The sequence below is a fragment of the Prochlorococcus marinus str. MIT 0918 genome, from assembly GCF_027359415.1.
GTDB lineage: Bacteria > Cyanobacteriota > Cyanobacteriia > PCC-6307 > Cyanobiaceae > Prochlorococcus_E > Prochlorococcus_E marinus_C.
Genome location: NZ_CP114780.1, coordinates 116,849 through 137,598, shown reverse-complemented (window position 1 = coordinate 137,598; position 20,750 = coordinate 116,849). Strand labels below are relative to the sequence as shown.

Annotated in this window: 27 protein-coding genes; 18 read left to right on the top strand and 9 right to left on the bottom strand. The window is 33.2% G+C overall.

The features are described 5' to 3' along the window. Positions 1-3 precede the first annotated feature (3 nt). On the top strand, positions 4-606 hold the full coding sequence (gene rsmD, locus O5636_RS00920) for a 16S rRNA (guanine(966)-N(2))-methyltransferase RsmD (RefSeq protein WP_269622757.1): 603 nt from the start codon (positions 4-6) through the stop codon (positions 604-606). On the opposite strand, the gene petG is transcribed toward rsmD, so the two are convergent. After that, a complete protein-coding gene (gene petG / locus O5636_RS00915; RefSeq protein ID WP_269622756.1) occupies positions 587-706 on the bottom strand; it encodes a cytochrome b6-f complex subunit V in 120 nt (39 codons plus the stop codon). The two genes, rsmD and petG, sit on opposite strands and share 20 nt — an antisense overlap. Before the next feature lie 56 nt (positions 707-762). Between petG and O5636_RS00910 the strand changes: the two genes are divergently transcribed. From O5636_RS00910 to O5636_RS00860, 11 genes are all read left to right on the top strand, one after another. Next, complete coding sequence (locus tag O5636_RS00910) at positions 763-1,155, top strand: c-type cytochrome (RefSeq protein WP_420063774.1); 393 nt, start codon at positions 763-765, stop codon at positions 1,153-1,155. Between the two features lie 2 nt (positions 1,156-1,157). Continuing rightward, entirely contained in the window at positions 1,158-1,898 is a 741-nt protein-coding gene (locus O5636_RS00905) for an RNA methyltransferase (protein WP_269622755.1), read from the top strand. A gap of 95 nt (positions 1,899-1,993) precedes the next feature. Further along, positions 1,994-2,953: a serine hydrolase gene (locus O5636_RS00900; RefSeq protein ID WP_269622754.1), complete on the top strand. Its 960-nt coding sequence runs from the start codon at positions 1,994-1,996 to the stop codon at positions 2,951-2,953. Positions 2,954-3,067: 114 nt separating this feature from the next. Beyond that, positions 3,068-4,156, top strand: a complete 1,089-nt coding sequence (bchI, locus tag O5636_RS00895) for a magnesium chelatase ATPase subunit I (protein WP_269622753.1) — start codon at positions 3,068-3,070, stop codon at positions 4,154-4,156. A gap of 4 nt (positions 4,157-4,160) precedes the next feature. Beyond that, positions 4,161-4,625 carry a crossover junction endodeoxyribonuclease RuvC gene (ruvC, locus tag O5636_RS00890; protein WP_269622752.1) on the top strand — a complete coding sequence of 155 codons (465 nt, stop codon included), beginning with the start codon at positions 4,161-4,163 and terminating at the stop codon, positions 4,623-4,625. 17 nt (positions 4,626-4,642) lie between these two features. After that, entirely contained in the window at positions 4,643-5,224 is a 582-nt protein-coding gene (locus tag O5636_RS00885; RefSeq protein ID WP_269622751.1) for a 5-formyltetrahydrofolate cyclo-ligase, read from the top strand. A 34-nt stretch (positions 5,225-5,258) separates the two neighbouring features. Then, positions 5,259-5,705 (top strand): SufE family protein, encoded by a 447-nt coding sequence (locus O5636_RS00880; RefSeq protein WP_269622750.1) that lies wholly within the window; start codon positions 5,259-5,261, stop codon positions 5,703-5,705. Positions 5,706-5,756: 51 nt separating this feature from the next. After that, on the top strand, positions 5,757-7,073 hold the full coding sequence (locus O5636_RS00875) for a homoserine dehydrogenase (protein WP_269622749.1): 1,317 nt from the start codon (positions 5,757-5,759) through the stop codon (positions 7,071-7,073). Positions 7,074-7,211: 138 nt separating this feature from the next. Next, positions 7,212-7,415: a hypothetical protein gene (locus O5636_RS00870; protein WP_269622748.1), complete on the top strand. Its 204-nt coding sequence runs from the start codon at positions 7,212-7,214 to the stop codon at positions 7,413-7,415. Positions 7,416-7,430: 15 nt separating this feature from the next. Further along, complete coding sequence (locus O5636_RS00865) at positions 7,431-9,038, top strand: ABC transporter substrate-binding protein (RefSeq protein ID WP_269622747.1); 1,608 nt, start codon at positions 7,431-7,433, stop codon at positions 9,036-9,038. Further along, positions 9,031-10,050: an ABC transporter permease gene (locus O5636_RS00860; protein ID WP_269622746.1), complete on the top strand. Its 1,020-nt coding sequence runs from the start codon at positions 9,031-9,033 to the stop codon at positions 10,048-10,050. The genes O5636_RS00865 and O5636_RS00860 overlap by 8 nt, the downstream gene beginning before the upstream one ends. Here the strand turns inward: O5636_RS00860 and O5636_RS00855 are convergent. Then, the gene (locus O5636_RS00855; RefSeq protein ID WP_269622745.1) at positions 10,047-11,630 is read right to left on the bottom strand and encodes an alpha/beta hydrolase; all 1,584 of its coding nucleotides are present in this window, start codon (positions 11,628-11,630) and stop codon (positions 10,047-10,049) included. The genes O5636_RS00860 and O5636_RS00855 overlap by 4 nt on opposite strands. A gap of 23 nt (positions 11,631-11,653) precedes the next feature. Here O5636_RS00855 and O5636_RS00850 point away from each other — a divergent pair, with 23 nt between their 5' ends. Beyond that, positions 11,654-12,907, top strand: coding sequence for an MFS transporter (locus O5636_RS00850; RefSeq protein WP_269622744.1), 1,254 nt, complete (start codon positions 11,654-11,656; stop codon positions 12,905-12,907). Positions 12,908-12,958: 51 nt separating this feature from the next. Here O5636_RS00850 and O5636_RS00845 read toward each other — a convergent pair whose 3' ends face one another. Next, on the bottom strand, positions 12,959-13,309 hold the full coding sequence (locus tag O5636_RS00845) for a DUF2834 domain-containing protein (protein ID WP_269622743.1): 351 nt from the start codon (positions 13,307-13,309) through the stop codon (positions 12,959-12,961). Positions 13,310-13,490: 181 nt separating this feature from the next. On the opposite strand from O5636_RS00845, the gene O5636_RS00840 reads away from it, so the two are divergent. The 3 genes from O5636_RS00840 to O5636_RS00830 all read left to right on the top strand — a co-directional run bounded on the left by O5636_RS00840 (position 13,491) and on the right by O5636_RS00830 (position 15,020). Continuing rightward, entirely contained in the window at positions 13,491-14,309 is an 819-nt protein-coding gene (locus tag O5636_RS00840; RefSeq protein WP_269622742.1) for a PfkB family carbohydrate kinase, read from the top strand. A gap of 69 nt (positions 14,310-14,378) precedes the next feature. Further along, positions 14,379-14,591 (top strand): hypothetical protein, encoded by a 213-nt coding sequence (locus O5636_RS00835; protein WP_269622741.1) that lies wholly within the window; start codon positions 14,379-14,381, stop codon positions 14,589-14,591. A gap of 249 nt (positions 14,592-14,840) precedes the next feature. Next, entirely contained in the window at positions 14,841-15,020 is a 180-nt protein-coding gene (locus O5636_RS00830) for a hypothetical protein (protein ID WP_269622740.1), read from the top strand. A 79-nt stretch (positions 15,021-15,099) separates the two neighbouring features. Here O5636_RS00830 and O5636_RS00825 read toward each other — a convergent pair whose 3' ends face one another. The 3 genes from O5636_RS00825 to O5636_RS00815 all read right to left on the bottom strand — a co-directional run bounded on the left by O5636_RS00825 (position 15,100) and on the right by O5636_RS00815 (position 16,344). Next, the gene (locus tag O5636_RS00825) at positions 15,100-15,348 is read right to left on the bottom strand and encodes a hypothetical protein (RefSeq protein WP_269622739.1); all 249 of its coding nucleotides are present in this window, start codon (positions 15,346-15,348) and stop codon (positions 15,100-15,102) included. A 126-nt stretch (positions 15,349-15,474) separates the two neighbouring features. After that, complete coding sequence (locus O5636_RS00820; protein WP_269622738.1) at positions 15,475-15,669, bottom strand: hypothetical protein; 195 nt, start codon at positions 15,667-15,669, stop codon at positions 15,475-15,477. 123 nt (positions 15,670-15,792) lie between these two features. Further along, the gene (locus tag O5636_RS00815) at positions 15,793-16,344 is read right to left on the bottom strand and encodes a pentapeptide repeat-containing protein (protein WP_269622737.1); all 552 of its coding nucleotides are present in this window, start codon (positions 16,342-16,344) and stop codon (positions 15,793-15,795) included. A gap of 868 nt (positions 16,345-17,212) precedes the next feature. On the opposite strand from O5636_RS00815, the gene O5636_RS00810 reads away from it, so the two are divergent. Then, positions 17,213-17,416 (top strand): hypothetical protein, encoded by a 204-nt coding sequence (locus O5636_RS00810; RefSeq protein ID WP_269622736.1) that lies wholly within the window; start codon positions 17,213-17,215, stop codon positions 17,414-17,416. Between the two features lie 40 nt (positions 17,417-17,456). Here O5636_RS00810 and fldA read toward each other — a convergent pair whose 3' ends face one another. The 3 genes from fldA to O5636_RS00795 form a co-directional block, all read right to left on the bottom strand. Next, entirely contained in the window at positions 17,457-17,978 is a 522-nt protein-coding gene (gene fldA, locus O5636_RS00805; protein ID WP_269622735.1) for a flavodoxin FldA, read from the bottom strand. Between the two features lie 111 nt (positions 17,979-18,089). After that, positions 18,090-18,401 (bottom strand): hypothetical protein, encoded by a 312-nt coding sequence (locus tag O5636_RS00800; protein WP_269622734.1) that lies wholly within the window; start codon positions 18,399-18,401, stop codon positions 18,090-18,092. Between the two features lie 436 nt (positions 18,402-18,837). After that, on the bottom strand, positions 18,838-19,923 hold the full coding sequence (locus O5636_RS00795; RefSeq protein WP_269622733.1) for a chlorophyll a/b binding light-harvesting protein: 1,086 nt from the start codon (positions 19,921-19,923) through the stop codon (positions 18,838-18,840). Between the two features lie 572 nt (positions 19,924-20,495). Between O5636_RS00795 and O5636_RS00790 the strand changes: the two genes are divergently transcribed. Then, positions 20,496-20,708, top strand: a complete 213-nt coding sequence (locus O5636_RS00790; protein ID WP_269622732.1) for a hypothetical protein — start codon at positions 20,496-20,498, stop codon at positions 20,706-20,708. Positions 20,709-20,750 lie beyond the last annotated feature (42 nt).

Here is a 20,750-nt window from a genome sequence, read left to right as displayed (position 1 = left end):
ACATTGAAATCACAACTGAGGCTAATAAATGGCAGGAAAATTAAAAGTCCTACAGGTAAATTAGTACGACCTACAACCTCTATTGTTAGAGAAGCTGTAATGAACATACTTCAAGAAAAACTTAAAGATGCTAATTGGCTTGATCTTTTTAGTGGTAGTGGAATTATGAGTTGTGAAGCCATACAAAAAGGAGCAAAAGCTATACTAGCAGTTGAACTTAACAAGACAAACTATAAAACCTGTAAAGAAAATATCTTATCCATTTCAAATAGTGAGAACCACAATGTGCATGTAAATATTATCAACTCAGAGGCAAACAAACTATTAAAACTAGGTTTTAAGAAATATTTAATAAATCTATTAAAGCAAAACTACCAAAAACAAAATAAATTTGATCTAATTTATATAGATCCACCTTTCAAACTCAATTTATATTCTTCTGTTCTTAAGAATCTTATAAAAGGTGACTGGGTAAAAGAAAATGCTATTGCTATTTGTGAAACCTCAAAAAAAACAATATTTCATATCCCCTCTGAATGGTCTTTAAAAACCGAAAAAAATTATGGGGAAATTAAATTATTTTTCCTCACTCCCAATCCGGAATAGAACCACCTCTACGATATTGGTTCCAAGCACTCACAAATAAGCCTAAAATCGTAATAGGTACTAAGCCTAAAACAATGCCACAAAGCAACGGTTCAATCATTTGCTAGCAAAAAGTGAGAGTATTAATCACAATTGTTTCATGTTAGCGATCATTTCGTGAAAATTACTTCATCAATTGGAGCAGTAAAAGAAGAAAAGTCTCAAAAGGGATTCAAATTTCTTTTGATAATCAGTGTGATTTCCTGCATTATGATAATTTCACTACTTGTTTGGGGTGCACCTGAAGATCCATATATAGAAAAAGCATTAAGTCTCACCGGTTCAATAAATAAAGGAAACAATTTATTCCGAATGAATTGTGTAGGTTGTCATGGGATCTCAGCACAAGGACTTGTTGGACCTGATCTACATAATGTAACTAAAGAGCTAAATGATAAGAAGATAATTATTCAAGTAATAAAAGGTCTCACCCCTCCAATGCCTAGTTTTGAAATGGACCCTCAATCCATGTCAGACCTACTTACTTATCTCCATTCGTTAGAGAACTAATTGTGGATAAAAGAAAGATTGACGTCAAAATAATCTTAGTAGAGCCAATAGGAGAAATTAACTTAGGGAGCATAGCCAGACTTTGTAAGAATTTTGATGTTAATGAATTAAGACTAGTTTCTCCACGTTGTGATCCATTAAGTCCCGATTCATTAAAGATGGCCATGCATGGCAAATCATTTCTTGAGAATGCAAAAATATATAAAGAATTAATAGATGCAGTAGAAGATTGTGGTCACATCATTGCTACTTGTGGTCGTATTGATCATGGGAAAAGTATCCCTCTAAATTCTTCCAAACATGTTTTAGAGTGGATTCTTAAAAAATCTACAAACAAACCAATTGCTTTGGTTTTTGGAAGAGAAGACAGAGGACTTTCAAATACTGAACTTCTATTGGCACAGAAAGTCATTTCAATACAAACATCAAAAGACTATCCATCTCTTAACCTCTCACATGCAGTAGCAATTATTCTCAATAATTTATACACTTCTAAAAATGAATTTTCTTTCTTAGAAAATGATTCTCTAATTGAATATGCCCCAGCAATAGAATTAAATAACTTTATTGAGGATGCAAAAAAACTCTTACTAGAAATAGGTTTTCTACACAAACATACTGCTAAATCAAGAATGTCAAAGATACAAGTGTTACTTCAAAGAGGCGAAGTAAGATCAGATGAGATTGCCTTAATCAGAGGAATTTTAAGGCAATTAAGATGGTTTCACAAAAAAACCAAGTAAACCCTTAATCAAAAGGAGGTTATTTGAAAAATTATCGCAACAATTTGTATAAAAAACAATCCAACAAGCTTCCAAAGATAATCTTCCAACTTTGTTTGTCAGGAATAACTATAGGAGTTTTAGTAGGAACAGCACTGAAAAATGTGCCGATCAATAAACAAACTAAAAAGGTAGATTCCATAACAAATATAAGTAATAAATCTCTTAAGAATTTAAATATAAAATACTATAATATAGATGAAGTTAAAAAAGAGTGGGATAAAATAGATTCTGCCAATAGAGATATAGAAATAAGTGGTTATGTTTTACTAGAAAATGGTCAGTCCTTAACTTTAAATCCAAATAAAATACTTCCTAGTGGAAGTACTATAAATATATACATTTTATTATTGTGCCTAGAAATGATAGATAAAGGGAAGTTGCAATGGGATGAAAAGTTAACGATTACACCAGATATAATTGCTGAAGGTTCAGGATGGATGAGATATGAACCTATAGGAAAAGAATTTCCATTGTTCAAAGTTGCAACAGAGATGATAAGAGTTAGTGATAATACAGCAACTAATCTTCTAATAGAAAGATTAGGAGGAATAAGAAAATTAAGGAATAAACTAGACAAACTCAAACTTAATCAAACAAAAATAAACAGTCTCTTGCCTGATTCAAAAGGTACTAACAAAACAACAGTTCAAAACCTCGTAAAAGCTTTGAAATTAGCTAATGATGGAAATTTTCTTAGCCTAAAGTCTAGAGATCTTTTCAGGGAAGTTTTAAGTACATCAATCACAAATAGTCTTATACCTGAAGGCCTGCTTAAAGGATTAAATCTTGAGCAAAGGGAAATTGATTACACGCTTTTAAAAAAAGGCTTTCGAGTATTTAACAAAACAGGGATCCTAGGACTTTCATTTGCTGACGCAGCAATAATACAGATGCCAAACGCTTCAAATATATTTGCTGGATTTATTGTCCAAACTCCTGTTAATGATCCAAAGGCATCGAGAATTATCCAGAAACTAGCTGCCTCAATAACTAATCTATCCAAAAAAGATTGAATGAAATTATAATGAATGAATTAAAAAGATTGCTTTATCAAGCTTTTTAATAAAAAAACAAGTCTTAGGTAACCCCCTTATGAAACAATCCATTCCAAGAGAAACAATTAACCAGTGAGTTCATCAAGCAAGCGAAGGGTGTTCCCTTTTGCAGCAGTAATTGGCCAGGAAGAGATGAAACTAGCTCTTCTGCTTAACGTAATTGACCCTCGAATTGGCGGGGTAATGATTATGGGAGATAGAGGCACTGGCAAATCCACAACTATCCGAGCATTGGCTGATCTCTTGCCAGGAATTAATGTTGTACAAGGAGATCCTTACAATAGTTCGCCAGATGATCCTGATCTTCAAAGTACTGAAGTCCTCCAACAAATAGATGCAGGGGAGACTCCTCTTATAGAGGAAAAACAAGTTCCTATGGTAGACCTACCACTTGGTGCAACTGAAGATCGTCTTTGTGGAACAATTGATATTGAAAAAGCACTTAGCGAAGGAGTTAGAGCCTTTGAACCAGGTCTTTTAGCTAAAGCGAATAGAGGGCTGCTTTATGTAGATGAAGTTAATTTGCTTGATGATCATCTAGTGGATGTTCTTCTTGACTCAGCGGCCTCTGGCTGGAACACAGTTGAAAGAGAAGGTATTTCTATAAGACACCCAGCAAGATTTGTTTTAATTGGCTCAGGCAATCCAGAAGAAGGAGAACTAAGACCTCAACTTCTAGACAGGTTTGGAATGAGTGTTGAAGTTCGAACAGTAAGAGAGCCAGAATTAAGAGTTAAAGTTGTTGATCAAAGAACTTCTTTTGACAATGATCCAGAAACTTTTATCTCCTCTATAAAATCTTCTCAAGATGCTTTACAGGAAAAAGTTGTTGCGGCTCAAAAACTTTTAACAAATGTACAAATTGATGATGATTTAAGGTTAAACATTTCGGCTATTTGTGGAGAGTTAGATGTAGACGGTCTAAGAGGAGATATTGTCACAAATAGATCATCAAGAGCATTAGCTGCCTTTGAAGGCCGTACAGAAGTTTCGGAAGATGATATCGCGCGTGTAATCTCATGCTCATTGAGACATAGATTAAGAAAAGATCCTTTAGAACAAATTGATTCAGGTGATCGAGTTATCAAAGCTTTTTGTAAAATCTTTGATAGAAATGATCAAAATAATCTTGCTGATTTTGAATTAGCAACATCGGAGTAAACAATTGATAATCCTTGGAATAGATCCAGGACTTGCAAGAGTTGGATATGGACTTATAGATACAAAAGATAACCAAACAGTAATGCTTGATTGTGGAATTATAAAAACTGACAAAGAGAACAGTGAAGGGGATAGAATGTTAGAGATAAGCAAAGATCTTCGTCAATTAATAAGAAAATGGCAACCTGATTTAGCCGCAGTAGAAAAATTTTTCTTTTACAAATCAAGTACAACAATAAGTGTTTTACAAGCCAGAGGGGTTTTAATCATGACACTTGCCCGTTTTAAAATTCCTATTGTTGAGTTTCCACCTATGCAAATAAAGCTTGCTGTAACAGGATCAGGACATGCAAAGAAACCTGAAGTTTTAGACGCTGTAATGAGAGAACTAAATCTTAAAAGACCTCCTCGTCCAGATGATGCTGCAGATGCTTTAGCTATTGCATTAACAGGCTTATATCAGCAATAAAATTATTAATATTTAAAATGAATAGATCAAAAGAAAAAAAGATTATAAGGTCTAAATGTCTTGCAATAAGAGAAAAAGTGCTTCCTATTGCTCAGGAGCAAATTTATATCCAAGTAGAAAAAACAATAAATACTCTTTTAAAAAAAGAAAAAGAAAAAATAATTATTGGTATTTACTGGCCCCTTAAAGGTGAAGTAGACCTTAGATCCCTAAAAGAATTGCCAGGAATATCGTTAGCCTTACCAGCTAGTAATAAAAATGGTGGCCTTAGTTACCACAAATGGTCAAAAAATACTTTATTGAAAGATGCATGTGGCATTCCTGCACCATTAACTGAACCTCCCCTTAAGCCAAATGAACTTAAATTATTATTAGTACCAGCATTAGCTGTAGATAAAAATGGGATTAGAATTGGTTATGGGGGAGGCTTCTTTGATCGTTTAAGGAGTAATCCCAATTGGAGAAAAATACAAGCCTTAGCAATAATTCCTCAAGCTTGTATTTCAAACACCCCTCTTCCTAAAGATTCTTGGGATATACCCTTTGATGGTTGGATTAATGAAATAGACACTTTCCAAGTAAATCATACTGATTACTAGTTAGGCTTTTAAAAAATGTATATAGCCTAGATCTATGGCAGAAGAACCAAACGAATCTCGTTCACAAGATTATGGAAGTGATGAAATAAATAAAGTCGTTTTGAGAATGAAATCTTGTACTGAACCAAGAAAACGCTATGAATACTTACTTTCGTTAGCCAAAAATTTTACTTGTATTCCAGTAGATTCTTTATGTGAGTCTATGAAAGTAAAAGGATGTATTTCACAGGTATATGTTTTTGGTGAACTAATCGAAGGAAAGTTATTATGGAAAGGGTATTCAGATGCCTTAATTACAAAAGGAATGTTAGCTCTTCTTATCAAAGGACTTAATAATCTAACTCCTAAAGAAGTTATGGAGATTAATCCAAGTTTCATTCCAGAAACAGGTCTGAATAAAAGCCTTACGCCTTCAAGAGCAAATGGTTTTATGAACATCTTTCTTAAAATGAGGACTCAAGCAGCAACTTTTTGCAAATGATACTTAGTACTTTTATAGAGTTATTAATCAAACAAGTTTCATAAGTAGGTTATGACTAAAAAAATTGGCATAGGACTTCTTGGACTTGGAACTGTAGGAACTGGGGTTGCAAATATTGTTAATTCTCCTGAGGGAAGACATCCATTAGTCTCATCAATTCATCTTGCAAAAATAGCTGTTAAAAGCCTTCAGAAGCCTAGAGCAATCACTTTAGATTCAAAAATTTTAACTAATGACCCACTAGAGGTTATTAACGATCCCAATGTTCAAGTGGTTGTAGAAGTAATGGGTGGGATTGAACCAGCAAGAAGCTTGATATTACGTGCTATAGAAGCAGGTAAATCAGTAGTAACTGCAAACAAATCTGTCATTGCAAGACATGGTGAAGAGATTGCAAAAGAAGCAAATAAGGCTGGGGTTTATGTCTTGATTGAAGCAGCCGTTGGTGGAGGTATTCCAATTATTGAACCACTTAAGCAATCGCTTGGAGGTAACCGCATCAGTAAAGTAACTGGAATCATTAACGGAACAACCAATTACATCCTCAGTCAAATGAGTCGAGGAGGAGCAAACTATCAAGATGTTTTAAAAGAAGCTCAACAACTTGGATATGCTGAAGCAGACCCCACAGCTGATGTAGAAGGTCATGATGCCGCAGATAAAATTGCAATCCTAAGTGGTCTTGCTTTTGGAGGAGCAATTGAAAGGACAAAAATACCTACCAAAGGCATAAGTAATCTTAAAATTCTAGATATTGAATACGCTCAGAAACTTGGTTACGAAATTAAGCTATTGGCTATCGCAGAAAATCTAGATATTTCTCAGGCAAAAGACTCATCACTATCTGTGGCATTAAGAGTAGAACCAACTCTTGTACCTATAGAACATCCTCTTTCAGGGGTAAATGGTGTAAACAATGCCATTCTTATTGAGGGAGATCCAATTGGAGAGGTTATGTTTTATGGCCCTGGAGCAGGGTCCGGACCTACTGCCTCAGCAGTCGTTGCTGATATTTTGAACATTGCAGGTGTAAAACTAATGTCAGAAAATAAAAATTCATTAGACCCTCTTTTATCCGCTTTCCGTTGGAGAAATTGCGAATTAGCAGATCCTCGTCAAATTCCTCAAAAAAATTATGTTCGATTAATCACGGTTGATTCTGCAGGGGTTATTGGACAAATTGGTAATGTATTCGGCAAGGAAAATGTTTCTATTCAATCAATAGTCCAATATGATTCCATAGAATCTGAAGCTGAAATAATAATAATTACTCATAATGTAACTAGGGGGCAAATAAGGGACTCTCTTGACAAAATAAAAGAACTTAATGAGGTTACTAAGGTAGCAACACATTTAAGTTGTCTTTAAATAAAGTTAAATATGGCAAGTAAGAAAGAATATTGTTAATTATAAGAAAGTGGATAATATCCACCAAAACTAAGCTTATTTCCCTTTGTTTAGGCAAAAGTCAATAAGCAAAGTAAGAAAATATACTCAAATCCTTCTATGAAAAAAGAAAACCTGAGTCAAGGTGATTGTGTACAACTATTAAATGATGAAAATTTTTTTCAAATTATTGGGATAGATAATGAGCATCAGAAATGCTGGGTAAGAAAATGGCCATTACTACCGACAGGGTGTCCTGTTTTTGAAATACCTATCAAAGAAATTTCAATGCCTTCTAAATCTTATAAGGAAATTATCAAATAAGAACTTTCTTAGTTAATGGTTAAATTATTTAAAACCAAAATCAAATATTATCAATCTTTAATAACATCTATATCTATATTTTTATTAGCTATAACTCAAATTTCTTGCCAACAAAATAAATCAAATAATTCTAGAATAACTATTGCAAGCAAAGGGAAAATAGAGTCACTAGATCCAGCACAAGTAAATAAACTATTAGCTATTCAGATAATAAATCTTTTAGGTGACCCACTTTATAGCATAGCTAGTGATGGTTCTTTAAAACCAATTCTTGCAAAAGATAAACCTGAAATCAGTTCTGATGGACTAACAATTTCTATTCCTCTTAGGGAAGATGTTCTATTTCATGATGGCACTCCTTTTAATTCTGAAGCAATGGCTTTTAGTATTAAACGTTTTATAAAAATAGGCACTCTTAATTATATAGTTGACGGAAGAATAAAAAATATAGATGCAACTAATCCCTATCTTCTTAAATTAAAACTTACAAGACCTTCTAGCTCAATAAAAGGATTACTTACATCAATAAATCTCACTCCAATATCACCAAAGGCATATTCGGAACATACAGATAGGTTTCTAAATGATAATTTTATTGGAACTGGACCATATAAATTAAAAAATTACTCCCCTGAGAGGCAAACATTTGAAGTTTTTGAAAAATACTGGGGAGAAAAAGCAACTAATTCTGGAATAAATTATGTAAGTTTTAATACCTCAACATCATTGTTTAGTGCTATTCGCACAGGGCAGGTGGATATTCTTTTATCAAATTCTATCGATGATGGACATAGGCTTGCACTTCATAGACTATCAAAGAAAAATCTTCTCCTTGAAGGAGAAGGTCCAGCAATGCAAATAGGATATATTGCTTTAAATTCAAATTCGAACCTTCTCGACAAAATAATTATTAGAAAAGCACTTTCATATTCTATAGACAGAGAACTTATTAGTAAAAAAGTAAGTTATGGACTAAGAGAACCTTTAAGAACTTTAACTCCACCTATTTTACAAATCAAAAAAGCATCTATATGGCCAAGATATAATCCTAATGAAGCAATTAGATTATTTAAAAAAGCTGGTTTTTGTGATAATAAGAAACTAATACTACCTCTTACCTATCGATCCAATGTGCCTGCAGATAAATTACTAGCACTAACTTGGAATGAGCAAATCAAACGAGATCTTTCTAGATGCCTAAAACTATCCTTAAATGGTGTTGAATCAACGACTATTTATAAACAACTATCAGAAGGTGTTTACGATGCGGTTATACTTGGATGGACAGGTGACTACCCTGATCCATATGCATATTTATCTCCATTGCTAGATTGCAAAAAAATAGAAAACACAATTTGTAAAAGTGGCGAAGCTGTATATGGAGGAACTTTTTGGGGAAATGAAAATCTTCAAAATATTTTAGATCAAAGTGAATTACTAACAGGCAAAAAAAGACTTGAAAGTTTTATTATGATAGAAAAAATAGCTGCAGAAGGTGCTTCTATTTTGCCTGTTTGGCTAGTAAAACCAAAAGTATGGGGACAAATAAATCTTACTCATCCAAAATTTGATCGAAGTGGAAAATTAATTCTTAAAACCCTTAAAAAACAAGAGCATGAATAGAAGCAGATATCTTATAAATTATTCAATGGTTAGATTATCTCTAGCACCTGTTATGTTATGGCTAATTTCAACTTTTGTTTTCTTACTACTAAGAATTGCACCAGGCGACCCTGTTGATGCAATCCTTGGCAATCGCGCTGATGACAATGCCAGAGAAATAATGAGAGAAAAGCTTGGATTAAATATGCCATTAATTAATCAATATTTTCATTTCTTAAATAGACTTATCCATGGAGACTTAGGGGAATCTCTTAACACTCAAGAACCAGTGAGAGAAATAATCGCAAAGACATTACCTGCAAGTATTGAATTAGGAGTTATAGCATTAATAATTGCCGCATTAATAGGTATTAGTGTTGGGTTCACCGGTGTGGCTAATCCAGAAGGCAAAACAGATCTAGTAGGAAGATTATTTGGTATTGGCACGTATGCATTACCCCCCTTCTGGGCGGCAATGCTCATACAACTTTTATTCGCAGTTATCTTAGGTTGGTTACCAGTAGGAGGTCGTTTTCCACCTCAATTATCACCACCTCAAGGAAGTGGTTTTTTCATATTTGATAGTATTAGGCTAGGCGACATATCTTCATTAAATGCATCTATAAGGCACCTAATACTTCCATCAAGTACGTTAGGAATATTATTAAGTGGAATATTTAGTCGTTCCCTAAGAGTTAATTTAGATAAAACCCTTAAAACTAATTATATAGAGGCCGCAAAAAGCCGAGGAATAAAAGATAATCAAATATTATTTGCACATGCTTTACCTAATGCTTTACTCCCTGTATTAACTATTGCAGGATTAACTATTGCATCATTAATAGGAGGAGCACTTCTAATAGAAGTTACTTTTTCTTGGCCTGGGATCGCACTAAGTCTTCAAGAAGCAATAAGTCAAAGAGACTATCCTATAGTTCAAGGTATTATTGTAGTAATTTCAACGTTAGTAGTAGTTATTAATTTAACTATAGACCTCATAATTGCTTTTATAGACCCAAGAGTAAAGTATTAGTTATTTAATATCTTAGAAGTCGTTGATTGATCTAGAACATGAAAGATTAATTTAGTTGTGGCATTATTTGTTGAAACATTTAATTCTTTACCTTTTTCAAGATTATCAAGAAATCTAATTATTTCTGACGCCAATAGACTTTGGACAGAGAATGGGTGAGTACCAACTAATGCATCACTTAACTGATAAAGGTCATTTTCTATTGCTTTTTCAAGTTTATCTTGGACTCTTATAGGGGAGAAATGACTTGCACCTTCAATAATTAAAGCTCTACTAAAGTTATTTTTTCTTGTTGATAATAAAAGTCCTAATTGTTCTGTGATAGCTGGTGTAATTAAGTCAAAAGTACCCCCTGTTAAAAAAACAGGAACATTAATTTTTAAACTTGAAAAATCTGGCCATAATAAGTTTCCAAAACTATTTATACCTACAATTGCATCCAAATTATCTATTCTTGGTGGATTAGGTAATGGAATATTTAATACTTGACATTGTAAAATCCTTGAAAGATTAGTTATAGAAAGATTATTAAGTACATAGTCACATCTTTCCGCTAATCCTATTTGAGGTGAAGCACCCGAAGCCATAAAAGAAATTAAAGCTCCCAAAGAATGTCCCATTAAAACGATGTTTTCACCTTTTATATTTAGGAGTCCTTTCTCTTTTGCATTTATTACAGCTTTTAAGTCAGATAATCTATATGAGAAAACTTCTGCACTACCTGGCAATGGGTCTCTGCCTAAGACAAGAGAATACATTGCCTTGGCATTACTTCCTGGATGATCAATCACAACAACTTCCCAACCTTGATGACTAAGGCTTCTTGCAAGCCATTCAAAATGATTTGGATCTCCTCCTAAACCAGGCATAAAAACTATCCAATTAGATCTAGTAGTACTTCTAGAGACAGGCTTCCAAACTTGAATCAAAAGGGGTTCATAACGATGTTCTACCGTAACCTTCATAGTTTCTTTTAAAGTTTCCTTAAGTCCTGTATTAGAAAAATTTTCTAGTTCTACAAGTTTTGTTTTATTAGAAAGCCTTCTTAAATCAAGTAATAATTTTTGTTGTTTTTTTAATTCATCTCTCCAAGTACTAATTACTTCAACCCAACCATCCAAATCAAAATGAATAACTTCAGCAGGCAATTCTTTCAGAAGGTCAATTAAAGAAACTTGTTCTTGATTTTCTAGAAGATTTTCTAGAGTATTAAAAACTTTAGTTCCTGTTCTATCTTGATCAAGAGTAACTAGATCACTTATTTCATCAAGTAACTTCTTGCCTGCCCAACTCCTCATCAGTTGTCGAGCCATACTTTTATCTTTAATTAACGGTGTTTCAAGAAAATTAGATAAAGCTTCTCTGCTTTCAAAGCCAAGTAAATTAAGCCAAAAAAACAAATCATTATCTTCAGAACCAACTAATAACTCATCAACGTTTTTATCGTTTATATCATCTTTCCATAAATTTAATTCATCTATTGGAATGGGTATAGTCATACCCTCAAAATGAAATTCAACTCTTTCAGCTGCTTTTAGTTGAACACCTAAAATATTGCTGACTGCAATACTGGCAGTCAAGCTAGTAAGAAGTATTCTTCGTATTGACCGTCTTAAAAACAACGACAAAGCTCAGAAAGTGGTGGAACCAGTTTCCATCTAATTTGCGCATAATAACAATTTGTCGCTTCTTAGCATCTATTGGAGCAGGGGGTGTTCTTTATTTAACTCCATTAATTTTCAACGATCTTTCTTTTTCCGCTACAGAGATAGGAATTGGCTTTGTTGCAGCAGCTTTCGCTGGAACAATCACAAGGTTCTCCACAGGTGTTTTTTTGGATAAAGGTATAAGCTTCTCATTGCCTCTAAGAATTGCAGGAATACTGGCTATTACGGCTGACTTGTTTTTATTAATTGCTTCTACAAAACAAATCTATTTTATAGGCGAATTTTTTCTTGGAGCTGCTGCAGGGATTTACTGGCCATCAGTTGAACTAGCTATTCCAACATGCTGCGATAAAAATAATTCAAATAAAGGTTTTGCTTTAGCAAGAAGTGCTGATGCACTAGGAATAACTACTGGTGCATTAATTGGTTCTATAGCAGCATCTTTTAACTATATAAGGTTTATTTACATCAACGAAGCAATATGCATGCTTATACTTATATCAATTGTTCAAGGGATATCTTTTAAAAGCCTATTCCAATCTTCAAATAAACAAAAAAACCACAGAAAAGAAGAAAGATTATATACCAAAAGAAAAGAATTGAATGATTTACTTAAATTAATTGCTCCAATACTTATTTTAAGTATTTTGAGTACAGGTATATTATCATTAATGCAAATAGCGCTACAACTTGACATCGCCAATGGGGGTATATATAGGCCTGGAATAAATGGGAAATGGACAACATGGATAATATCTTTTCAACTAACGTTACTCCCCTTAATACAATGGCCCATAGGCTATTGGTTGACAAAGAGGAATTTTATCTATGGTTTCAAGATAAGTCTCTTAAGCTTTTCATTAGGATGCCTATTACTATCATTATCAAGTTTATTTAGTAATGGAATCTTCTTGTTAATTATAGCTTTAATACCTATATCAATTGGAATTGCAAGTTATTTACCAACAGGGACTGAAGCTATATTTAAGGTATCACCCATCAAATATAAAGGGTTAGGTATGGCTCTATATTCTCAAACTTTTGGAATAAGTTTTCTAATATTCCCTTTAGTAGCTGGTAAATTGATAGATAGTCAAGGAAATGCTATGTTACTATGGTTAATAATAAGCTTTACTTGCATAGTTGCATATCCTATAACAAATTATATTGAAAGGACTAGAATTATTTAAGCTATAAATATTTTATTTAACTATCCCTAACAATAATCAGACTTAGTAATCTTATTTATCTTCTATTTCACTCAGCCTAAGTTCACGTAAAAACAGAAAGAGTGGGGTTGAGAAAGCAATTGCAATAGTAAATGTAGTTAAAACTATAATCCAAAAATTCCTCATTTCAAGCCTCCTCGATTCGATATACATCCATAGAAAAATTGATGAAGAAGATATGAATAAATCTAAAGATAAAGATTTTGCTGCTGGATTATTTGTTGCTAAAGATATAAAAGATTGAATATCAAATCCAGGTCCATAAGCTCGTACGAAATCAATATTAGAAAGTGTTGGCAAAACAGCACCTGCAATACATAGTAGTAAATACAAGTATCCGATTTTTGAAGAAGGAAGTTTCATTTGCAAGCAATTACTTACTGGATTTTATAAGCGAAACGAATTATAAGAACAAATTTATCGCTCACTTGCTGAAATCAACTAAAAATCAAGGTTAATAAATTAAAATCAAAATTAAAGAATCGTATTTAAAACTAAAAAAAATATTAAACTTACATTTGAGTACAAAAGAGCCTCGACTCATTTGAAACCATTTAACTCCTTAAATTTAGCCGTAGTAGGTCATATTGAATGGGTGACTTTCCTATCTGTAAACAAATTACCTTCGGAAGGATTAATTAGCCATGGTTCTAATCTATTAGAAGAACCTGCTGGGGGAGGAGCAGTGGCTGGGGTGCAAATGGCAAATCTAACTAAGGAAAAAGTGCACTTTTTCACTTCTCTTGGCAATGACAATATTGGGAAAATATGTGCTCAAAGACTTGAAGAACTAGGCCTCATAATGCATATAGCATGGAGAAATCAACCCACTAGAAGAGCCATTAGTCTTATTGATAGCAGTGGAGAAAGAGCAATAACTGTAATAGGAGAGAGGCTGCAACCTAAAGGGCAAGACAAGTTGCCTTGGGAAATATTAAATGAATTTGATGGGGTTTTTATAACTGCAGCTGATGGAATGGCTATTAATTTAGCTAGACAGGCACAAATATTATGTGCAACTCCGAGAGTGAAGATAGAGAATTTAAATTCTGCCAATATAGAGCTTGATGCATTAATTGGAAGCGGTTTAGATCCAGACGAACAAATAAAAGAAGAAGAGAAAAAATTCAAGACAAAGATAAAAATCTCAACTGAAGGAGCTCTTGGAGGAAAAGTAGAGCCTGGAGGTCGATATAAAGCTTTGAAATTGAATAAAAAGATAGTTGATACTTATGGATGCGGTGACAGTTTTGCCGCTGGTGTAACAGTTGGTTTAGCAGGAGGTTTAGACATATCGAAAGCAATAGAAATAGGTGCTAAGTGTGGAGCTGAATGCACCGCTAGATTTGGACCATATAATTAAAGGGCAAAGATTAACCAACCAGACTCCAATAACTATTGTCTTAAGAACATCAAAACTTAAATTTAAAAAATGAAAGAACAAAAAACAGCTCAAAAAACTCAAATAAAAACGAGCAAAAGCCTAACTTCAAAAGTTCTCATAGCTTTGTTAACAATCACTATTTTATTTATTGAATCTATTTTTGTTTTATTAAAGGGATTCCGAAGAGGAATATTTAAGAAGCAAGTCCTTTCTAATCGAAGTAATCTTGGCTTTGATATTGATATAATTATTAAATCATAAAATAGTAATATATTATTGGCACTAAGCAAAAAATAATGTTTTAATTAGCTAAAAGAAGTGTTTATCATGAAAGTAATTACGCTTATAATATTCATAAGTTTATTTCTATTAATTTATTTTAATAAAAAATCAATCTTTAAGAGCAAAGATCTAACTCTTATAAAAAGGTTTAGAAAAGTTTCCAAGAAAAGAACACATATTAATCGTAGGCTCTATGAAAGTTATTGGGATTCTCTACTTATCAATCCAATGAATAATATAAAAATAAATCCTTGGGATAAAGAAGATGAGTTATTGGAAAAAGTAAATATTCACAAAAGTAGATTAAAAAAATATGGGGAATCCAAAATGAATGATCAAGTATATTATAAAGGACCAAAAGGGGGTATATTTACTCTTTCAAACAAAGGTAATAAAAAATACGTTTAGCCTATACATGCTCCAACCAAATCCTTACCTTAATTCTTTTTAGGCATATATATTTATTCTTTTATACTGTAAACCATAGCTATGCTGCGCCATAATAATCTCTATAATCCCTATTTGCCCAATGATCCTTATACAAATTAAATTGCTCAGGAGTCTCTAGTTTACTTGCTTTGTTTTTAGATATGAGTTTATGGATTTGCTCTTCAACTCTTAGATTATTGTTAACCCCTTTAGAAGAGACGCTATTTAACTTATCTCTATAACTTTTAGCAAGTTTTTCTATTGAAAAACCCTGAGTAACAGATCTTTCTACTAAATGATCAGTCATTTAAACAACATATAATATTTTTATTAAAACATATAATGTTAGATAAGCAATAACAAAGTCTTATTTTATCAATCCTAAAGTTGGTCTAAAAATAATTAAATAAATAATAAAATACCTAAATTATTTTCAAGTATTAATAGGACTAATAAGTTGTTCTTCGCAACGAATTAAATCAATACAGTTGGGATGGTCATGTATATATTTATTGAATTCCATCGCAAGTGTCCTAGCTTCGAAAGAATCACTTGCATAAAAGCAGTTCTCTTCCTTGCCATTATCAAAAGATCGATAACGAACTGTATATGGTCTTAAATGATTCATTGACTCCTTAAGAATTAGGATGTCAATTTCACTATCACTCTTCTTCAAGGCTAATTACCAGAAATGTCTGCCAATCAATATATTAAAAGCTTCATTTATAACTAATAAAATAGATACTAATTCTCAACTCCCTGGCATAGCAGGTTTATAACCCCCTTCATTATCTAAACATTCAAGACTTTCACTAGTTGAAACCCCCGTAACAGGGTTAACACCTTCGGCAATTTTGCAAAGATTGCGCTGATCATCACTATCAAGAACTGCAAAACTAAAATCAGCACCATCTATTTGTGCGCCAGCAAAACTACTTCCAGAAGCAATCATGTTTACAAGGACAGCATTTCTCAAATCAGTTTTCTGAAAGTTAACTCGATCAGAAAGCGTGTCTGTTAAATCTATACCGTTGAGATTTGACCCTTTGAGGTCAGCCAATGTAACCACCGTCCCATGTAAGTCAACATCACTAAAATTTGCATCTCTAGCAGTAGCGCCTGCTATAGAAGACTTAGACAAGTCCTGGCCATGAAGATCGATTCCTGTAATTTGAGACCTAACATAATTAGGTACTTCATCTCCTACATTCAAGACTGCCTCAGCTGGCAAACAAGTCCAAAGCCAAACCAGAAGTGTTACTGCTAAAGCAAACAACTTTTTAAAAGAAAAAAATGACGACATGAAATTTAGTCGTGAGGAGTCAGAAAATAATTATCTCTCTAATTCTAATTATCTATCACACAATTTATATAATCATTACTATAGATAAAACAATGGGTAGTCAAGTCATTTAATCAAAGTGGCTTACCAGAAAAATATAGATGCACTGCTGGATTGATCCAATACAACCCTACGCCTGACATAAGTAACAAGTTAAAAAAAACGAGTATGCCTCCCATGAAAAATGATTGATTAAGAGCATATGAATTGCCTTGCCTTATTTCTTTATCCAAAAGTGACCTAAACTCCATTGATATTAAGAAAATAACTTTTTAGAAAATATAACTAATAAAAATTCCTACTGTGAGTTAATTTAAATCTTTAGAGATAAATAATCCATTTAAAAGGTTTCCTTAACCTTTTGGAGAAGTCCTTATTTTGGAGGAGAGAAGGTGGAGACATATTGCATTCAAAACAATCTTCTTATCATTTTAACAATTTATATAAACACTTAAGAAAGAAATGAATCATTTAGGAAATTCGAGAAATGTATTTATAATTAAAATGAAATTAATCAGAAAGATATATTAACCTTAAGCTAATTAACAAAAGGTAGTAATAAAGTAAATCCATATTGATATTTGGGTATTAGGACTCTGGTTAATAGTATCTAACTAGTAGTCAATTCAAAAGCTAAGAGCTTAATCTGATCATTTATTGCTCTTTTTTCGAATACTTTTAACTCCTAGTTATTTTGCTCTAATGAAGCCTAACGACAAAGATCTAGAATTTTAAGGTTGTTCTATGGGAACGATCTCTATTATTATTGAGTTTGTTCAATGAGAAGTATCTCATTGAGCATAACATCGTCAAATAAATGTTTAAGTAAATGTCCACAAGTAAACGAGAAGAGATTAGCTCTCATTTGCGCTATATACGCCAAGAGCTAAGAGATTTAGACCAAATTCTTACTGAAGATGGTTTACTCCCTGAACTGACAGAGTTAAAAGAAGTCTATAACTCATTAGATGCTCTACATCAACTTCTAACTGGGAAAGTAAAGAAGAAACCTAAGCCTGAATTTGATGATTAATATTAGAATCTATTTTTTGCAGAGTTCTATCTAAAAGCCTTTATAGGCCAGGCATCTCCTGTTTCAACTGCTCAGCCCACTGAGATATTCTTGTATCAGTCATATCAGATTCACTATCTTCATCAAGTGGCAACCCACAGAAAGTAGATCCAATTACGCTTTTTGATTCGTCAAAAGTATAATCATTCGTATTTACATAACCAACCATTGTTGCTCCAGCTTGTTTGAAATATCTATGCAGTTCTTCCATTGCATCGCAATAGTTTTCTGTATAAGTTGATGAATCACCTAAACCAAAAATAGCCACTTTCTTACCTGAAAGATTAAGTTCTCCTATTTCCTCCAAAATAGTATCCCAAGCCGTGCCTGATCTCTCTGAATCTGCTCCCGTATTCCAAGTAGGTATCCCACAAATGATTCCATCATGAGTGGCAAATTCATTTAGATCATCAACATCTGACATATCTTTTGGAGAATTAGCTTGGCCTAGCAAGCCATGAATCCTTTCTGCAATGTCTTCCGTTTTTCCTGTTGTTGTGGCGAAATAAATTCCTATTGTCATTGAAAATATTTAATCAAATATGTCCTAAGACATCTTTTAAATTCCTGATGAAAAGAAATTACAATTCAAAGGTTAATCTTATACTTTTAAGAGTAACTATCTTTTCTTTTCTTAGTACAGCAACTGAGGGAGTGCGCTATGAAGACCATAAGTAATGATAATAAAAGACATGAAACCTAAACTTAAAAGCATAGAAGTATAGAGCCTATTAATTGAATAATTTTCTTCTACTGGTGTAAAATCTGCTATAACAAATGTTTTTAATGAATATTTAGACCTATCAAAAAGCCCAGAAGGTTTTAATTTGAATCCCGATTGAGCAGAAGTTTTATCTATATTATTTGTTGGATTACGATCTTCCTTAAATAATCGTGGGAACATATAAGTATGCCATAAAGCAATTACAGCAACCCAAAAGATCATACTAAAGCCGCTAATTCCAAAGAGAAAATACTTAAAGATTTCCATATAAGAGTTTAAAAATAATGTTGTTAGAACTTATAAAGTAGATATATTTGAGGATCTTTTATTATTATCTAAAATCTTACCTCTTATATACATAAAGATGCAAAGTGTTCCTATAATTATTGGAGGATGGGCTGAAATTAATTTAGATACTGTTTGAATTTCATCAGCAGTCATAATCTTATTTCATTAATATCTACAAATTCTATAACCAAAGACTTGACTAAGATGTGATCAAAATTATGCTATTGAGCATTTTTTTTTACCTTTATAAATAACATTTACCATTTTCAAACTAAAGGCTAAAAAAAAAGCCTCTTCAATAAAGAAGAGGCTTTAATAACTGGTTAAAAGACTTTATATAAAAAAATAAAATCTATTAAATGCAACTTAATTAGTTCTTAATTGTAAAAGTTGCTTTTTGCTCATTTCCAATTGATGCAGTTACATTCTTAAAGTTAAAGCCTAAGGCTCTTAGTGCATGCCAGAAATGGCCTTGCAGAAAGAAGAAACCAAGATAATAATGAACATTGCTCAAAGCAGCACGCGCTGAATGCCCCCAAAATGCTGTTGCATCAGAAAGGTCACCAGTATCTACCCAATAAGGAGAAACAGCAAATTTAAGTTCTAATGGTTCTCCGTACCAAGCTTCTGGATAAACAGTCGTATTGCTTGCACACCAGAAAGCTGCAACGATTGCCATCCAACCAATACCTGCTAATGACCAAGAAAGAACAGCCTCTGCAGAAAGCAATTCTGCTCCTTTAAATTTACTCCATTCGCCAAGTCTTTTCTCTTCCCATGGAGTTGATCCAGCAACGATATGGAAAGCTCCACCTGTAATTTCAGCGAATCCTAGGAAAGCATGTCCACCCATGACATCCTCAAGGCTGTCAATAGTAATGAAATCAAATTGTCTTTGCCAGATCATAGAAAGGTCAAGGTTGTAATTAACCTGACGTACTGCTTCTACAGCAGGATCATAAATACCATGAATCCTTGCCCATTCAACAAACCAAACACAAGCAACACCCATAAAAATCAAATGGTGTCCAAGAATAAAAGTTTGATTGTCTGGGTTATTCCATTCAAGCTTAAATTTCTGAGCTTGTAACACTTCACTATCTTCTACATTCTCATCAAAGAGAATTCCATGAAGGAGTCCTCCTCCTCCATAAACCATAGAGAAGATAAGGTGAAAGATTGCAATGGTTGCTACACCAGCTCCTGTCCATACTCCAGCTTCATCAAAGCCAATGCCGATAGAAGCAAGGTGAGCCAAGAATAAAGAGCTTTGATGCCCCATAGGTATTTCTGGGTTGTATCTAGCAAGCTCCCAAAGAGTGCTACCACCAGCCGCAAAGCAGATCAAGCCTGTATGGCCTACATGAGAGGCAATAAATCGGCCAGAGCGGTTGGTAACCACAGAATTACCAGCCCACCATCCATAGGTAACTTCTGGATTTCCATAGGTCTGCATAATTTTTAAGCAATACAGGCAAATATCCAATGCAGATTACACTGTGCTCAATAGATATGCGCAGAATAGTTAAAGGTCTTTATTTAGTTGGTAAGAAATATTTTCGATCTGTAAAAAAAAACTCGTAACTAAAGGCCATTTCAACAAAAAATTTAAAGGCATCATAATTGGAGAAATCAGAGAAAATGACTGCAGTGCAAGTCTTTACAGAGTTAACCAAAAAAAAAGCTGAGCAAGAAAAGAAAGGTTCGATGAAATATGAACACAACCTAAAAAAGTGAACTTAAAAAAAAAAAAAAACATTAAGAAATCAATTCAAGCTGACTTAACCAAAAAAAACTCTAAATCTTACTATCGAATTCTAAATTTTTTTTCAACCATTTCTATACGATCCTTCTCTTAAATCAAATACTCTCGAAATAAGCCATCTATGAATGGATAGGATTTAAAATCAAGCACAAGAATTTCTCGAGTTTCTTACGCTCATTAAATTAATAGTAATGTCAAAAAAAAGTTTTCTCGTAAATAATGCAAATCTCTAGGCTATAACTGACTTACTTTTAATTGTCTTGATGATTGATTTCTCGCATTTGCTGGATTTCGCAACGCAACTACCTCATCCATCAGATTTAGGTTTAGTAAAGCCATCAGGTGGATTCCAATTAGTACCAGTTATCTTTGGAATACTTGCAATAATTCAAGTATCTCAATTTCATTGGTATGCAAGAGACTGTAACGATCCGGAGAAGTTTGAAGGAACGGAAAGACAAAAATTATCCCGTTAAACTCACTTCAGAAAAACGTTATCCAAACCTAAGGTTTCTTAT

Excerpts from the sequence above, each read along its gene's own strand:
- petG (WP_269622756.1), bottom strand. The coding sequence starts at position 706 with ATGATTGAACCGTTGCTTTGTGGCATTGTTTTAGGCTTAGTACCTATT.
- O5636_RS00885 (WP_269622751.1), top strand. The coding sequence starts at position 4,643 with ATGAATAGATCAAAAGAAAAAAAGATTATAAGGTCTAAATGTCTTGCA.
- O5636_RS00880 (WP_269622750.1), top strand. The coding sequence starts at position 5,259 with ATGGCAGAAGAACCAAACGAATCTCGTTCACAAGATTATGGAAGTGAT.
- O5636_RS00875 (WP_269622749.1), top strand. The coding sequence starts at position 5,757 with ATGACTAAAAAAATTGGCATAGGACTTCTTGGACTTGGAACTGTAGGA.
- O5636_RS00870 (WP_269622748.1), top strand. The coding sequence starts at position 7,212 with ATGAAAAAAGAAAACCTGAGTCAAGGTGATTGTGTACAACTATTAAAT.
- O5636_RS00865 (WP_269622747.1), top strand. The coding sequence starts at position 7,431 with ATGGTTAAATTATTTAAAACCAAAATCAAATATTATCAATCTTTAATA.
- O5636_RS00860 (WP_269622746.1), top strand. The coding sequence starts at position 9,031 with ATGAATAGAAGCAGATATCTTATAAATTATTCAATGGTTAGATTATCT.
- O5636_RS00845 (WP_269622743.1), bottom strand. The coding sequence starts at position 13,309 with ATGAAACTTCCTTCTTCAAAAATCGGATACTTGTATTTACTACTATGT.
- O5636_RS00835 (WP_269622741.1), top strand. The coding sequence starts at position 14,379 with ATGAAAGAACAAAAAACAGCTCAAAAAACTCAAATAAAAACGAGCAAA.
- O5636_RS00830 (WP_269622740.1), top strand. The coding sequence starts at position 14,841 with ATGAATAATATAAAAATAAATCCTTGGGATAAAGAAGATGAGTTATTG.
- O5636_RS00825 (WP_269622739.1), bottom strand. The coding sequence starts at position 15,348 with ATGACTGATCATTTAGTAGAAAGATCTGTTACTCAGGGTTTTTCAATA.
- O5636_RS00820 (WP_269622738.1), bottom strand. The coding sequence starts at position 15,669 with ATGAATCATTTAAGACCATATACAGTTCGTTATCGATCTTTTGATAAT.
- O5636_RS00815 (WP_269622737.1), bottom strand. The coding sequence starts at position 16,344 with ATGTCGTCATTTTTTTCTTTTAAAAAGTTGTTTGCTTTAGCAGTAACA.
- O5636_RS00810 (WP_269622736.1), top strand. The coding sequence starts at position 17,213 with ATGTCCACAAGTAAACGAGAAGAGATTAGCTCTCATTTGCGCTATATA.
- fldA (WP_269622735.1), bottom strand. The coding sequence starts at position 17,978 with ATGACAATAGGAATTTATTTCGCCACAACAACAGGAAAAACGGAAGAC.
- O5636_RS00800 (WP_269622734.1), bottom strand. The coding sequence starts at position 18,401 with ATGATCTTTTGGGTTGCTGTAATTGCTTTATGGCATACTTATATGTTC.
- O5636_RS00795 (WP_269622733.1), bottom strand. The coding sequence starts at position 19,923 with ATGCAGACCTATGGAAATCCAGAAGTTACCTATGGATGGTGGGCTGGT.
- O5636_RS00790 (WP_269622732.1), top strand. The coding sequence starts at position 20,496 with ATGATTGATTTCTCGCATTTGCTGGATTTCGCAACGCAACTACCTCAT.